Source organism: Flavobacterium sp. YO64 (genome assembly GCF_004119505.1).
Taxonomy (GTDB): Bacteria; Bacteroidota; Bacteroidia; order Flavobacteriales; family Flavobacteriaceae; genus Flavobacterium; species Flavobacterium oncorhynchi.
The window spans coordinates 75593-90042 of record NZ_NRQV01000013.1; the positions used below are offsets into that span (position 1 = coordinate 75593).

The 14450-nt window shown below is 32.8% G+C and carries 12 protein-coding genes; 1 reads left to right on the plus strand and 11 read right to left on the minus strand.

Translation table 11 applies throughout. The features are described from left to right. Window positions 1-33: 33 nt before the first annotated feature. The 11 genes from BOW57_RS11330 to BOW57_RS11380 all read right to left on the minus strand — a co-directional run bounded on the left by BOW57_RS11330 (window position 34) and on the right by BOW57_RS11380 (window position 13580). Window positions 34-1305 (minus strand): adenylosuccinate synthase, encoded by a 1272-nt coding sequence (locus BOW57_RS11330; RefSeq protein WP_129054335.1) that lies wholly within the window; start codon window positions 1303-1305, stop codon window positions 34-36. A gap of 96 nt (window positions 1306-1401) precedes the next feature. Continuing rightward, complete coding sequence (locus BOW57_RS11335; protein ID WP_026981862.1) at window positions 1402-1860, minus strand: Fur family transcriptional regulator; 459 nt, start codon at window positions 1858-1860, stop codon at window positions 1402-1404. Between the two features lie 88 nt (window positions 1861-1948). Next, window positions 1949-4171 (minus strand): bifunctional (p)ppGpp synthetase/guanosine-3',5'-bis(diphosphate) 3'-pyrophosphohydrolase, encoded by a 2223-nt coding sequence (locus BOW57_RS11340; protein ID WP_129054337.1) that lies wholly within the window; start codon window positions 4169-4171, stop codon window positions 1949-1951. Between the two features lie 183 nt (window positions 4172-4354). Then, a complete protein-coding gene (locus tag BOW57_RS11345; RefSeq protein WP_129054339.1) occupies window positions 4355-5893 on the minus strand; it encodes a serine hydrolase in 1539 nt (512 codons plus the stop codon). A gap of 14 nt (window positions 5894-5907) precedes the next feature. Then, window positions 5908-6699: an RNA methyltransferase gene (locus tag BOW57_RS11350; protein ID WP_129054341.1), complete on the minus strand. Its 792-nt coding sequence runs from the start codon at window positions 6697-6699 to the stop codon at window positions 5908-5910. A gap of 247 nt (window positions 6700-6946) precedes the next feature. Beyond that, window positions 6947-8032 carry a phosphoglyceromutase gene (locus BOW57_RS11355; protein ID WP_129054343.1) on the minus strand — a complete coding sequence of 362 codons (1086 nt, stop codon included), beginning with the start codon at window positions 8030-8032 and terminating at the stop codon, window positions 6947-6949. Window positions 8033-8143: 111 nt separating this feature from the next. Further along, on the minus strand, window positions 8144-9475 hold the full coding sequence (locus BOW57_RS11360) for a DUF58 domain-containing protein (RefSeq protein ID WP_129054345.1): 1332 nt from the start codon (window positions 9473-9475) through the stop codon (window positions 8144-8146). A gap of 90 nt (window positions 9476-9565) precedes the next feature. Next, window positions 9566-10579 (minus strand): MoxR family ATPase, encoded by a 1014-nt coding sequence (locus tag BOW57_RS11365; protein WP_089055441.1) that lies wholly within the window; start codon window positions 10577-10579, stop codon window positions 9566-9568. Window positions 10580-10614: 35 nt separating this feature from the next. Beyond that, window positions 10615-11820, minus strand: coding sequence for a DUF4350 domain-containing protein (locus BOW57_RS11370; protein ID WP_129054347.1), 1206 nt, complete (start codon window positions 11818-11820; stop codon window positions 10615-10617). Further along, the gene (locus BOW57_RS11375) at window positions 11820-12587 is read right to left on the minus strand and encodes a DUF4129 domain-containing protein (RefSeq protein ID WP_129054349.1); all 768 of its coding nucleotides are present in this window, start codon (window positions 12585-12587) and stop codon (window positions 11820-11822) included. Before BOW57_RS11375 ends, BOW57_RS11370 begins: the two co-directional genes overlap by 1 nt. Before the next feature lie 12 nt (window positions 12588-12599). Beyond that, complete coding sequence (locus tag BOW57_RS11380) at window positions 12600-13580, minus strand: stage II sporulation protein M (RefSeq protein WP_129054351.1); 981 nt, start codon at window positions 13578-13580, stop codon at window positions 12600-12602. Window positions 13581-13600: 20 nt separating this feature from the next. On the opposite strand from BOW57_RS11380, the gene BOW57_RS11385 reads away from it, so the two are divergent. Next, window positions 13601-14344, plus strand: a complete 744-nt coding sequence (locus BOW57_RS11385) for an RDD family protein (protein ID WP_129054353.1) — start codon at window positions 13601-13603, stop codon at window positions 14342-14344. The last annotated feature ends 106 nt before the right edge of the window (window positions 14345-14450 follow it).

Consider the following 14450-nt stretch of genomic DNA (forward strand, 5'->3'; position numbering starts at 1 on the left):
AAACGCCCTGATTATCAGAGCGTTTTAAAGGTATTATTTTGTTATTGTTTGCTTTCTGTCTGGTCCAACCGATATAATTTTGATTGGCACTTCGATTTCTTTCTCAATAAACTCAATATATTCTTTTAGCTCAATTGGCAATTGATCGTAAGTTGTTAAACCTGTTAAATCAGCTTTCCAGCCTTTAAATTCTTTGTAAACTGGAGTAACGTTTTCTGGCTCAATATTGTAAGGGAAATGAGCAATATTTTGTCCTTTATAGTTATACTCTGTACACACTTTTAAAGTTTCAAAACCAGAAAGTACATCACCTTTCATCATCATTAACTGAGTAACTCCGTTAACTTGAACGGCGTATTTTAAAGCTACAAGGTCTAACCATCCGCAACGTCTTTGTCTTCCTGTTACAGATCCAAATTCGTTACCAATTTTTGCCATAGTAGCACCAACTTCGTCAAAAAGTTCAGTTGGGAAAGGTCCGCTTCCAACACGTGTTACATAAGCTTTAAAAATTCCATAAACTTCTTTGATTTTGTTAGGAGCAATTCCTAAACCAGTACAAGCTCCAGCAGCAGTAGTGTTAGATGAAGTTACAAATGGATAAGTTCCAAAATCAACATCTAATAATGAACCTTGAGCGCCTTCACATAGAATAGATTTACCAGCTTTTTGAGCTTGGTGCATGTATTCTTCACTATCAATAAAATCTAATTTTTTCAATTCTTCGATAGCTTCGAAAAATTCTTTTTCAAGTTCTGCTAAGTTATATTGAATGTTAACATCATAAAAAGCAATCATTGCTTCATGTTTGTCAGCTAAAGCTCTGTAACGATCTTTAAAGTCTTCTAATTCAATATCTCCAACACGTAAACCGTTTCTACCTGTTTTATCCATGTAAGTTGGTCCAATTCCTTTAAGAGTAGAACCAATTTTAGCTTTTCCTTTTGACGCTTCAGAAGCGGCATCAAGTAAACGGTGTGTCGGTAAAATTAAATGTGCTTTTCTAGAAATGATTAATTTGCTTTTGATGTCAAGTTTAAATTTCTCTAAACCTTCAATTTCTTTTTGAAAAACTACTGGATCAATTACAACTCCATTTCCGATGATATTTACTGAGTTTTTATGAAAAATCCCTGAAGGAATGGTTCTAAGTACGTGTTTAATTCCGTCAAATTCTAGTGTATGTCCTGCGTTTGGTCCTCCTTGAAAACGTGCAATAATATCATAATTTGAGGTAAGAACGTCAACAATTTTCCCTTTACCTTCATCTCCCCATTGTAATCCTAGTAATAAATCTACCGTCATTCTGTTTTAATTTGCGTTGGGACAAGCTGAGTTGTCCTACTGATTAATGTAGTTAATTTTTTTTATTTTTATTTTGTAAATAATGCCTGTTCGGGATTATTGCTTTTGCTTTTTGTTTCCGTAGAAATAAAGTGAATGATTCGTAATTTCGATATCAAATATTTCTTCGATTGTTTTTTTGATGGTTTGAATTCTTGGATCGCAAAATTCAATTACTTCGCCAGAATCAGTCATGATAATATGATCGTGCTGTTTGTCGAAATACGATTTTTCATAATAAGCTTGATTTTGCCCAAATTGATGTTTTCTAACCAAAGCGCAGTCTAACAATAACTCGATCGTGTTGTACAAAGTAGCTCTGCTCACACGATAGTTTTTGTTTTTCATTTTGATATATAAGTTTTCAATATCAAAATGCTCCTCGCTATCGTAGATTTCCTGAAGTATAGCATAACGCTCAGGAGTTTTGCGATGCCCTTTTTGTTCAAGATACATTGTAAAAACATTTTTTACAATTTCTTGATTCTTAGTGTTGTCAGTTGAAATGAGTGTCATATCCGGCAAAGATAATTTTTTATTTTTAATGAATAAAAGTTTCGGGTTTAAAGTTTCGTTACAAAATTCTTATAGTTTCCCTAAAAAGTTAGGTTCTGTACTCTCTCGTAACCTTGTCAACACCGTCAATTTTCTTAATTGCATTGATCATTTTTTTCAAAATAGTATTGTTTTGAACAATAACAGCAATCTGTCCGTGAAAAATTCCCGCATCAGTACTCAATGAAATACTTTGAATATTAACGCTCATATTGTTTGAAATGACACGAGTCAATTGATTGGTAAGACCTAAAACATCCATTCCGGTAATATTTATAATCGCCTTAAATTCTTCTTGAGAAGAATCGATCCATTTGGCGCTCATAATTCGGTATGCATAATTAGACTGCATTCCAATAGCGTTCGGACAGTCTTTTTTATGTACTTTGATTCCTTCGTTGATGGTTACAAAACCAAAAACGTCATCACCTGGAATAGGATTACAGCATTGCGATAGTTTGTAATCCAGTTTATCATGTTCAGTTCCAAAAACCAACATATCGTAATTACTGCTGATAACGGGTCTGTGGATGTCCTCTGAAGAGGTTGTATCTTTATTCCTTTTAATTTTATTTTTAAAGAAATTAATAAATGTATTGCTTTTTTGTGCCGCGTAATCTTTTAACTGTTGATTTTCGATAGCGCCAATCCCAACACGATAGAATAAATCTAAGCTTGTTTTTAATTTAAAAAAGTTAACTAATTCGTTTGTAGTTTGCTCGTTAAGCGTAATTTTTAAATGCTTTAATTTTCTGGTAAGTAATTCTTTTCCTTCTTCAGCAATTTTTTTGGTGTTCTCGTTTAGAACGTTTTTAATCTTATTTTTTGCTCTAGAAGTTGTTACATATTCGAGCCAGTTTACAGTTGGTTTTTGATTTACAGAAGTTATAACTTCAACTTGATCGCCGCTTTTAAGTTCATGATTTAAAGGAACCAGACGACCATTTACACGAGTACCTCTTGTTTTAATTCCAATTTCAGAGTGAATACTGAATGCAAAATCAAGCGAAGTCGCACCTTTGGGCAGTGATTTGATTTCTCCTTTTGGAGTAAACACGAAGATTTCTTTAGAATATAAATTCATTTTAAAATCTTCAACAAAATCAACCGCATTGGTTTCCTGATTTTCGAGTGCTTCACGAAGTAAATTCAGCCAAGTATCTAAACCGCTTTCTTCAGTTGCACCGTTTTTATATTTGTAATGTGCTGCATATCCTTTTTCGGCAATTTCATCCATACGTTCACTTCTTACCTGAACTTCGACCCAACGGCCTTTTGGTCCCATAACGGTAATGTGAAGTGCTTCGTAACCTGTTGATTTTGGTGATGAAATCCAGTCGCGTAAACGACTAGGGCTTGGTCTGTAATGATCTGTTACAATCGAATAGATTTTCCAAGCAATAAATTTTTCGTCATGCGGATCAGATTTGTAAACAATTCGCAATGCAAACTTGTCATAAACTTCATCAAAACTTACATTTTGAGCGCGCATTTTTCGACGAATCGAGTAAATGGATTTTGGACGGCCTTTTATAATGTAATCAACATTCTCAGCATCTAAAGATTTCTTCAAAACATCCGAAATGTCTTTGATGTAAGCATCTTGCTCTTCCTTAGTTTCTCTAATTTTGCTTACAATATCATTGTAAACGGCAGGTTCTGTATATTTTAAACCTAAATCTTCTAGTTTAGTTTTAATATTATAAAGTCCTAAACGATGAGCGAGAGGAGCATAAATATAAAGTGTTTCAGAGGCGATTTTGGTCTGCTTGTATTCCGCCATCGAATCCATCGTTTGCATATTATGTAAACGATCGGCGAGTTTAATCAAAATTACACGTACATCATCATTAAGCGTCAAGATCATTTTTCTAAAATTCTCTGCCTGCATAGAGGCATTTAGATCTTTTTGTACTAATGAAATTTTTGTTAAACCTTCAACTAACTGTGCGACTTTTGGGTTGAATAATCGCTCAATATCTTCTACAGTCATTGGAGTATCTTCAACAACATCGTGTAATAAAGCTGCGGCAATAGAAGTTGCTCCCAGACCAATTTCTGAGGCAACAATTTTTGCAACTGCAATAGGATGAAAGATATACGCTTCTCCAGATTTGCGTCTTTGCTCTTTGTGAGCATCTACAGCTACATCAAAAGCCTTTCTAATCAGTTTTTTATCAGTGGGTGATAAAGTCTGATAACTAATTCGTAGTAATTCTTTGTACTCCTGCGCAATCGCTTTGTTTTCTTTTTCTGTATCTATTTCTATCATAACGGCATGGTTCAAGTACTAAAAATAGGAAAAAAAATGAATATACGCAAGGGAATCGATCTCTGATTTTTAGAATGAAATTAGTTGGTTTCAGGTTTCAAGTTTCAAGTTTTTGAATCCACTTTTCAAACCAAGTTTTCGACCTGAAACCGGAAACCTGAAACTTGAAACCTGAAACAAAAATTACTTTTTAGAAAAATCTAAATCTTGAAAATCATAACTAAAATCAGTCAGGTCAGAAATTGGAAGCATTTTTAAGTTAACCACATTTCCGTTTTCATCGTATTTGAAAAGCAAATGAGCATCTGCATGAAAAAAGGCATTATTCCATTTTACAACATAATTGCCATCTTTATAGAAAAAGACTTCACCAGCAAGCTGCGGCGAACGTTTTGAAGCAAAATACAGCTTTCCTTTTTTCTCTGTAATCGTTATTTCGCCAAACCAATTGTCTTTGTAAGTGCCAATAATTTTCGAAAAATCAACCTTTAGCTTGTCTTTTTTATTTTTTGCCACAACAGCCCAAACTTCGTCAGTAACTTTATCAGCAGATTCTTCGCTGGCTTTCATTCGGTTGCTGTAAACCGTGACATAATCATCAGATTTTATGCCTAAATAACTGTCTTTAATTGTATTTGTAATGGCACTGAATGCCGCTCCAGACTGTTGATTGGTTAAAACGATAATTCCTAATCCTAATTCTGGAATCAAAGTAGTTTGTGTAACATTACCTTCTAATCCGCCTGTGTGTGAAACTTGTTTGTATCCTTTTACATCGCTTAAAAACCAGCCTAAACCATATCCGTTAAAATGAGTATTGTAAGGAGGTCTTGTTTTGGTTGGAATTATAGTTTGTAACTGCCACATTTCGTCATGCTCTTTCTCTGAAAATAAGTGTTTATTGTCGCCGTATTTTCCGTTATTGATTTGCAGAATTGCCCATTTACTCATGTCGTTTACACTAGAATAAATTCCCGCAGCGCCATCAAAAAGCTGATTTTCATAACGTTTTATTGTTTTCAATTTTCCATCAATCGGAACGTGTGGCGTAATTACGTTTGTGGTATCTTTTAAACGTTTTATTGATGCCACACTATTGGTCATTTCTAATGGTTTCATGATTCGTTCTTCAACAAAATCAGCCCAAGTTTGTTTGCTTACCACATGTACAATTTCGCCCGCAATTATATACATTAAATTGTCGTAATCGTACTTTGTTCTAAAACTCGAAACAGGTTTTAAATAACGTAAATTATGAATAATATCTTGAGCTTTAAAATCGCTTCCGTCAGGCCAAATCATCAAATCACCTGCGCCAAGACCAAGTCCGCTTCTGTGCGTTAGTAAATCACGGATTGTAAATTCGCGAGTTACAAAATCATCATACATTTTAAAATCTGGAAGATAAGTAATTACTTTATCGTCCCATTTTATTTTACCTTCGTCAACCAGCATTGCTAACGCCGCAGATGTAAAAGCTTTACTGTTTGAAGCAATTCCAAACAATGTATTTTCATCTACTTTTTGTTGTGTTAGAACTGATTTTACGCCATATCCTTTAGATAAAACTACTTTGCCGTCTTTTACAATCGCAACTGCAATTCCTGGAACATTAAAAGTTTTTATAGTTCGATTTACCAAGTCATCTACTTCTTGATTGGTTATTTGTGCTGAAACAGAAAAGCTAAATAATAATGCTAAAAGCGATAATTTGTAATTCATGATGGAAAGTTTTTTTAGTTAAATCCTCTTTGACGTTTGGCTTCAAAAATTAAAATCGCGGCGGCTACAGAAACATTCATACTGTCTATTTCGCCCTGCATCGGGATAATGATATTTTGTGTTGCTGCATCACGCCAATCTTGGGTTAATCCAGTGGCTTCTGTGCCAACAACTAAAGCGGTTGGAGTTGTGAAGTTTTGGGTATGATAAGAAGTTGAATTTTGTAAGGTAGCGCAGTAAAAATCGATCTTTTTTTCTTTCAAAAAAGTAATGATTTCTTCTGTGCTTCCTGTGGCAATTTGATTGGTAAATAAGCAGCCAACGCTGGAACGTACTATATTTGGATTGTATAAATCGCTTTTTGGATTTGCAATTAATACGGCATCTAAGTTTGCTGCATCTGCAGTACGTAAAAGTGCACCAATGTTTCCTGGTTTTTCAGGAGATTCGGCAACTAAAATTAAAGGATTGTTTGATAATTTTAAATCAGACAGTTTTAAAGATTTGGTTTTGGCAACTGCCAAAATACCTTCGGTTGTATCTCGATACGCCAGTTTTTGGTAAACTTCTTTGTTAATTTCGATCAATTGAACCGATTTAGAAACTAGTTCATAAATTTGATTTTCTGTAACTAATTCAGGTAAAAATAAAACCGTTTCAATTTCAAAGCCGCCTTTTATAGCAAGTGAAATTTCGCGTTGTCCTTCAATCAAAAATGTTCCGGTTTGTTTTCGGGCTTTTGCTTTTTCTTGTAATAAAACAAGCGATTTTATAAACGGATTTTGGACTGAAGTAATTTGTTTCATTTTTTTAAAGGCTCAAAGTTGCAAAGGTTCAAAGGTACAGAGTTTTTTCTAAAAGTTACAAAGGTTCAAAGCAGCAAAGGTTGATAGGTTATTTTTTTACTTGGTTTTGAAAACCTTGCTGGTGTTTACTGAACAAATAGAAATAAAAAAATTGCCACGAATTTCACAAATTTTCACAAATTTTTACCAGTGATAAGTAAAATTTAATTCGTGTAAATTTGTGAAATTCGTGGCAAAAGCAAGATTTTTATTTCTTAAAAACTTCTTTAACCTCAATATCTACAGGATGATCTGCGCTAAAAGTGTATCCCATAATTTTGGCAATAGTTTGAGCAAACTGTTTTTGATAAATTTGAGATTCTGTTTTGATTTCACCTTTTGGAGCAATTTCAGGGCCCATTGCTGCAAACCAAATTTGTGATGCGCCGGCGATGTCAGAACCATGATCTGTCCATTGTGTTTTTATTTTGTCGCCGCGTCCGTGATCGACTGTAATGAAAATGGTTGTTTTATTTTTGTATTGCGGGTCATTTTGTACAAAATCCCAGATTTCTTTAATCCATTTATCTACTTGATTGGCAGCGTCAAGATACGATTTGTATTGTCCATGATGTGCCCATTCATCTGTTTCTCCATAAGCAACATAAAGTACTTTTGGTTTGTTGGTTTTTAGCTCATTCATCGCTTGATAATGTGTAAAAACATCAAGACATTCACCTTCATTAAAAGGTTTGTACGAGTTATTACGCATATCATTCAACAATTTTTGAGTTGCCGTTGGTTTACTTCCTCCCACATTATCAAAAGCTGAAATAACAGGGAAACCGCTTCGTTCTTCGTTTAGAATTCGGTCAAAAGCATCCCAAGCCCCAAAAGCTGCGGTTTTGCCTTTTATTTTTGGCTGCTGATTTAAATACTCTAAAATATTTACATTCGGATTGGCTTTGTAGCTGTTTGAATTTACCTTAAGATCAACATTTCCTGTCATGATTTCGCTGTACCCAGGATAACTAAACCAATATGGATTTGCGACATCGACTTTGTTGCCAAGATCACGATTGCCATAAATTTGTCCTTTTGAAACAATTTCTGACCAGAAAAAAGGCATTATTTTTTTACGAGATGATGCATAATCAGCACCAGCGTAGTTTTTATAAATATAAGTGCTGTCACCTTGATTGAATTTTTTATCATTGGCAATTGCAGGATCTAGTCCTTTAAAAACTTCCTGCCATCTAAAGCCATCTGTGGTAATTACAATAATGTTTTCTGTTTTTTGTGCGCTGCTTAAAAAGCTTATTAAAATAAATGCGGTTAAAAATAGTTTTTTCATGTTTTTTTTAGTTACAAAGGTTGTAAGTTACAAAGGTTCAAAGATTTTAAAAATATAGTTTTGAAAATAATTGTTTGATACAATTCATTTTTTAAACTGCAATTTACGTTGTTATAAAATCCCTCGCGCCTTAATTTCCAAATATTTATTAATAGCATCTAAAGTCAGATTCTCTGGCTGCGTTAAAACGGAATGGATTCCGTATTTCTTTAATTCATTTGCAATAAGGCGTTTCTCGAACATGAATTTTTCGGCAATAACTTTATCGTAAACTTCTTGTATAGTATCCGTTTTTTTGTTGATGATATCGTTTAATTCTGTATTCTGAAAAAAGACAACTACCAATAAGTGGCTTTTTGCAATTCCTTTTAAATATGGTAATTGGCGATTTAAACCGTCCATAGTATCAAAATTGGTGTACAGGATTATTAAGCTTCTTTGGTTGATATTTTTCTTAATATCGACATACAATCTGCTGTAATCACTTTCGAAAAAATCAGTTTTAATGTTGTATAAAGTTTCCAGTATTTTTTGCATTTGAGAGCCTCTTCTTTCAGCAAAAACTCTGTTTTCTACTTTTTTAGAGAAAGCGAAAAGACCTGCTTTATCTTGTTTTTTCAGAATTACATTGGATAAAACTAAAGTCGAATTTATCGCATAATCTAATAAACTTAATCCATTAAAAGGCATTTGCATCACACGCCCTTTATCAATTGCCATGTAAACCGATTGCGATTTTTCGTCTTGAAATTGGTTCACCATCAAAGTGTTTTTCTTTGCAGTGGCTTTCCAGTTTATAGTTCTAAGATCGTCGCCTTGAACATATTCTTTAATTTGTTCAAACTCCATTGTGTGACCAATTCGGCGTATTTTTTTGATTCCGTATTGATATAAATTATTAGAAAACGCCAATAAATCGTATTTTCTCAACTGAATATACGACGGATATGTTGGAACCATTTGATCTTTGGCAAATGAAAATCGGCGGGAAATTAATCGTAAAGGAGATGATACATAAATATTTAAATAGCCAAAATAATATTCACCACGTTCTGTTGGGCGTAAATCATAGCCAATTTCTTTTTGATCTGAAGCTTTGATTTTTTTTACGATTTTAAAATCGCGCACTTGAAATTGAAATGGAATTTCATCAATTATCTTAACTAAAATAGGAAAGGTATAATAGTTTTTTATTTGAATATTTACAGGATTTAAATCTCCATTTGAAAGCTTTTCGGGCGTAATTCTTTCTGCTTCGATTCCAGTTTTTGTGAGATATAATATCAGAATATCAAGGGCTAAGAAAGTGAATAGAATCAAAAATACAAACCATACAGCATTGTACAAATTTGGAAAAATAAAAGCGCAGACAAATAATCCTATAATGCCCAAAAGCACATAGAAAAAGAAATTATTCAGATATAGACTTTTTATAAAATTCACTTTTTTTCAAGTTTCAGGTTTCACGTTTCAAGTTTGCTTCGACTTCGCTCAGCAGGACAGAATTGAAAGTTATAATTCACTATTAACATTTTATCTCGGAATCTCTACTGTTTCGATAATTTGTTTGATAATTTCAGAGCTTGTAATTCCTTCCATTTCACGTTCTGGAGTGACAATCACACGATGTTGTAAAACAGGAATAGCAGCTTCTTTAATATCTTCCGGCGTAACAAAATCACGTCCGCGAATAGCAGCAAATCCTTTGGCAGCATTTAAAATCGCAATAGACGCTCGAGGCGAAGCTCCCAAATATAAAAAGGCATTTTCACGAGTGTTAACTACGATTCTTGCAATGTATTCTAATAAATTTTGCTCTACTCTAATCTGTTTTACTAAAGCTTGATAGTTGTTTATTTCAGATGATGAAAGAATGGTTTTAATGGCTTCTAATTTGCCATGATCCTGCAATAAATGTTCTCTCTGGATAATTAAAATTTCTTCGTTTAATTTTGGATAATCAATTGTAATTTTAAACAAGAAACGGTCTAACTGTGCTTCTGGCAAACGATATGTTCCTTCTTGCTCAATTGGATTTTGGGTTGCAATTACTAAAAACGGAGTTTCTAATTGATAGGCAGAACCATCAATTGTAATTTGGCGTTCTTCCATAACTTCAAAAAGTGCGGCCTGAGTTTTTGCTGGAGCACGATTAATCTCGTCAATTAAAATTAAGTTAGAAAAAATCGGGCCTTTTTTAAATTCAAATTCTGAGCTTTTCAAATTAAAAATTGAAGTTCCCAGAATGTCCGAAGGCATTAAATCCGGCGTAAACTGAATTCGGCTAAAGCCAATGTTTAATGTTTTTGAAAGTAGCTTTGCTGTAATTGTTTTTGCAACTCCAGGAACACCTTCTAATAAAACGTGACCGTTTGATAAAATGGCAACTAAAAGCTGATCGACCATTTTGTGCTGGCCAACAATTACAGTTTCTAGTTCTTTTTTGATCTCGTTTACGTGTTCTAAAAGCGGAGCTAGATTTATTCTGGCTTCAAAATTCACATTTTCATTGGTGATTTCAGTTTCTTGAGTATTAATATCGTCCATGATTGTGTATGTTTTTTATTTAAGGGTATAAAATATTAGTTTAAAATCTTTTCAATTGCAGTATTAATTCTAATTAAATCTTGTTCAATACTGGCATGATAACCGTTTCGATGTTCGTTGATTAAAAATATAAGTTCCTGAATATCTGTTTCGTTTTTTCCAGTTTTATGATGCAGTTTTTTTACAAAATCATCATCAAGCTTTGTGGTATCGATTAAATATTCAGTTCGAATTTTTTCTAAGAAATAAATGATTTTTTTATCAATAATATTGGTATGATCTCCTTCTTGATAGTACAAATTACCTATTGTTTTAGTAAAATCTATAGTAGAATTTGCTAATGGCTGCAAAATAGGAACAATACGCTGTTTTCGTTTTGCATTGAATATCATAAAAATCAGCATTCCGATTAAAAATAAATACCAAGCCCATTTTAATGCGGGCTGACTTAGAATATAACGAAGCGGTGATTCTGAAATATTTTCATTGTTTTGTCCTTTAGTATACCAGTAAATATTGCCTTTCGGAATGTATGATAATACATTTTCAGTATATTGATATCGATCTTCTTTTAGCAAATTATAATTGGTAAAAGCCACGGGATTCATGTGCAGATAGAAATAACCGCTTTTGTAGGCAACTTTTATAAAGTTGATATTTTTTTTCTCTTTTGGATTTCCTTGGTAACCTAAAACAGTAGTGTTTAAAGTGTCGATTTTAGAAAAGTAATCAACAATATTGCCTGATGATTTATAGATTTTTGAACTCAGTTTTTTATTCGCCATCCAAACAGAATTATTATCGGTTTGAAGAAAACCAGAATTGTAATCTATTTTAAGACTGTCTAATAAAGGTTTTGGAAAATTGGTCATGCTTAAAAAAGCATTATTTCCATGTGAAACAAAATACATGATCTCTTTAATAGATTGATCATCAATAGTATTTTGTGCCGAAATGTTTAGAAAAGTACCTTTTACAGTATAAGTTTGCACTAAAGTGTCTTCATCGTATTTTGAATCTAAAAATTCATACGGTGTGACATCAGCAATTTTTTCAATTTTTTGATTTTTAAGAATACCGCCAATTTCTTTGTCAAAAACATACAACCCAAAAGGGATTTTGTCATTGACAGAGTAGGTTGGTCTCCAATCAACAGGTTTTGGTTTGTTGTAATCTGAAACTAAAATTAAGATCAAGATAAAAACCAGAATTCCAATGTAAATTTTGATATTTTTACTCATCAGCTAAAGGTTTTTAAAGCATTCTTAAATCGATTTTCAGCCTTGTTGAAGGTTGTATCGTTAATTTCAAATTCTCCGTACCAAATATAATTATAGAGATAAGATAAATAGGTAAACTCTTCTTTGTGAGCTGGTTTTTGAAGTTCGTACAAATAATCTGAATTGGTTTTTTCAATATCCCATTCAATATAATTATGCTCTGCCATCGTTTTTAAAAGCCAAAGATAATAGTATCGAACAGCGGTGCGTTTTTCGCCCGAAGCAAGGCTTTCTTTTATCAGTTTTTCGAAATCTAGAAGATGAATATTTTTTTCAATATCAGAATAATGAACTGTTCTTTTCTGCGAGTTTTTGCCAAAAATCCATTGCCCTTCTTTATTGATAATGGCTTTTACAATTAAATAAATCACTAAAACAATAACCAGAATAGCGATGATTCTTAGAAAAAGAACGGTAAATTTTAATGAAGCTTCAGTTGTACTGAAAGAGAAAATATTTCTCAGAATACTGGCAAGCCAATCTTTAAAGCGATCCCAATAGCTTTTTTCTGGAGCTTTCTGCTCGTAGATAAAATCTTGATCGGTATATTTCTTTTTGAAATTTTTTGAGAATGTTTTTGCTTCTACAGTACTCGAATCAATTTGAATATCAGCTTCGGTATATTTTACTGAATTAATTTTTGGAGGTTCTTCTGTCACCAAAGAATCCTGCGCATGCGAGATGCTGCAGAAAAAGAGAAAAGATAAAATAAATAAAAATTTATTCATTACTGGTGTAGATTAATTCGATTTGGCAGATAGTTTTTGTACTTTTTTATGAACGATAAAAGGATAAATCAGGTAATAAAATGAAATTATCGCTAACGTAAACAGGATGATAAAACTGCTTAACCAATTAGGCATATCAATAGAATATCGGGTTATAAAACCTTCTAAAAAACCAGCACCTATTGTAAAAGGAAAAGTACTCAAGAATATTTTGAAGCTGTTTTTAAAACCAATTTTAAATGAATTCATTCTCGAAAAAGTTTTAGGAAATAAGATAGAAGCTCCTAAAATAAATCCTGCAGCAGATTCTATAACAATTGCAAAAATTTCCATTGAACCATGAATCCAAATACCGCGAACGCTTTTCCAGAATACGCCTTGATCGTAGAAAAAATACTGAAAAGATCCCAGCATTATTGCATTTTGAAGAAAGATGTAAAATGTGCCAATACCGCCGGTAATTCCGAACATATAACATTTTGCACCAACATAAAGATTATTCATCGTAATGCCGATAAAACTTCCCCAGTTTGATCCGGATCCGTAAACCGCCATTGGATTTCCTTTTTTGATGTTATCCAGAGACATATTTACATAGTCATCGCCTAAAATCAAACGAACAAAATTTGAATCATATCGTGCCGAAACGACTCCAATTGCGACAGTCACAAAAAATAAAACAAAAGCGTACATCAAATATCTTTTGTATTCAAATAAAAGCAGCGGAACTTCGGTTTTGAAAAATTCAACGATTCTATTTTTTTCAGTTCGTTTCGTTTTGTAAATTTTTTGGTAAATCTGCGAAGCAAGATGATTTAAGTATACAACCGTCTTACTTTTAGGGTAATAAGTTTGTGCATACGACAAGTCATTCATTAATTGAATGTACAAATTAGCTAATTCGTCAGGATTTTTCTTAGCTTTGCCGAAAATAGCTAGCTCAAATTCCAGCCATTTTTCTTTATTTTGTTTTATAAATGCAACTTCTCTCATTGAAGGCTAAAATATAAAATATGTCAGAATTATCTATTAATACGACACAAAATGTTCGAATAAATTTTATCGCCGCCACGGTAGGTGAGCGAATGGGTGCTTATTTTATAGATTTAGGCATTAAATTATCATACATAATTGTTGTTTCACTGCTTGTTTTTTATTGGCTTGACCTTGGTCCGTTGATGGATAATTTAGATACTTGGTCACGAGGTGCAATATTTTTAATGCTTTATTTCCCTCTAATTATTTACTCTATTACTCTAGAAAGTATTTTTGAAGGTCAGTCTTTTGGAAAGAAATTAGTCAAAATAAAAGTGGTTAAAATAGATGGTTATCAAGCAGGATTTGGTGATTATTTAATGAGATGGTTTTTTAGAATAATTGATTTTTCATCATTTTACGGGTTAGTTGGTTTAATTTCAGTTGTTTCGAGCAAAAAAGCACAGCGTTTAGGCGATATGGCTGCAGGAACGGCAGTAATTACACTAAAAAACAAAATCAATATAAGTCACACTATTCTTGAGGAAATTGGAGACGCTTATGTGCCAACCTATCCTTTGGTTATTAAATTATCTGATAATGATATGAGAATCATCAAAGAAACATATCAAAAAGCTGAGGCAAAAAACGATCACGAAGTGATTTATAAATTAGTTGCTAAGATTGAAAATGTAACAGGAATAAAGAATCAATCCGGAAATAATGTTGATTTTATTAGAATAGTGTTAAAAGATTATAATTTTTACACTCAAAACATGTAATGTTACTTTTTTTGTAATTAGTCGTTCGATACTGCAGAGTTTATTCAGAAAAATGATAGTTTTCAAATTTGTAGTATAATTTTTTAACATACTTCGCAAATCGTCG

Excerpts from the sequence above, each read along its gene's own strand:
- BOW57_RS11330 (WP_129054335.1), bottom strand. The coding sequence starts at position 1,305 with ATGACGGTAGATTTATTACTAGGATTACAATGGGGAGATGAAGGTAAA.
- BOW57_RS11335 (WP_026981862.1), bottom strand. The coding sequence starts at position 1,860 with ATGACACTCATTTCAACTGACAACACTAAGAATCAAGAAATTGTAAAA.
- BOW57_RS11340 (WP_129054337.1), bottom strand. The coding sequence starts at position 4,171 with ATGATAGAAATAGATACAGAAAAAGAAAACAAAGCGATTGCGCAGGAG.
- BOW57_RS11345 (WP_129054339.1), bottom strand. The coding sequence starts at position 5,893 with ATGAATTACAAATTATCGCTTTTAGCATTATTATTTAGCTTTTCTGTT.
- BOW57_RS11350 (WP_129054341.1), bottom strand. The coding sequence starts at position 6,699 with ATGAAACAAATTACTTCAGTCCAAAATCCGTTTATAAAATCGCTTGTT.
- BOW57_RS11355 (WP_129054343.1), bottom strand. The coding sequence starts at position 8,032 with ATGAAAAAACTATTTTTAACCGCATTTATTTTAATAAGCTTTTTAAGC.
- BOW57_RS11365 (WP_089055441.1), bottom strand. The coding sequence starts at position 10,579 with ATGGACGATATTAATACTCAAGAAACTGAAATCACCAATGAAAATGTG.
- BOW57_RS11370 (WP_129054347.1), bottom strand. The coding sequence starts at position 11,820 with ATGAGTAAAAATATCAAAATTTACATTGGAATTCTGGTTTTTATCTTG.
- BOW57_RS11375 (WP_129054349.1), bottom strand. The coding sequence starts at position 12,587 with ATGAATAAATTTTTATTTATTTTATCTTTTCTCTTTTTCTGCAGCATC.
- BOW57_RS11380 (WP_129054351.1), bottom strand. The coding sequence starts at position 13,580 with ATGAGAGAAGTTGCATTTATAAAACAAAATAAAGAAAAATGGCTGGAA.
- BOW57_RS11385 (WP_129054353.1), top strand. The coding sequence starts at position 13,601 with ATGTCAGAATTATCTATTAATACGACACAAAATGTTCGAATAAATTTT.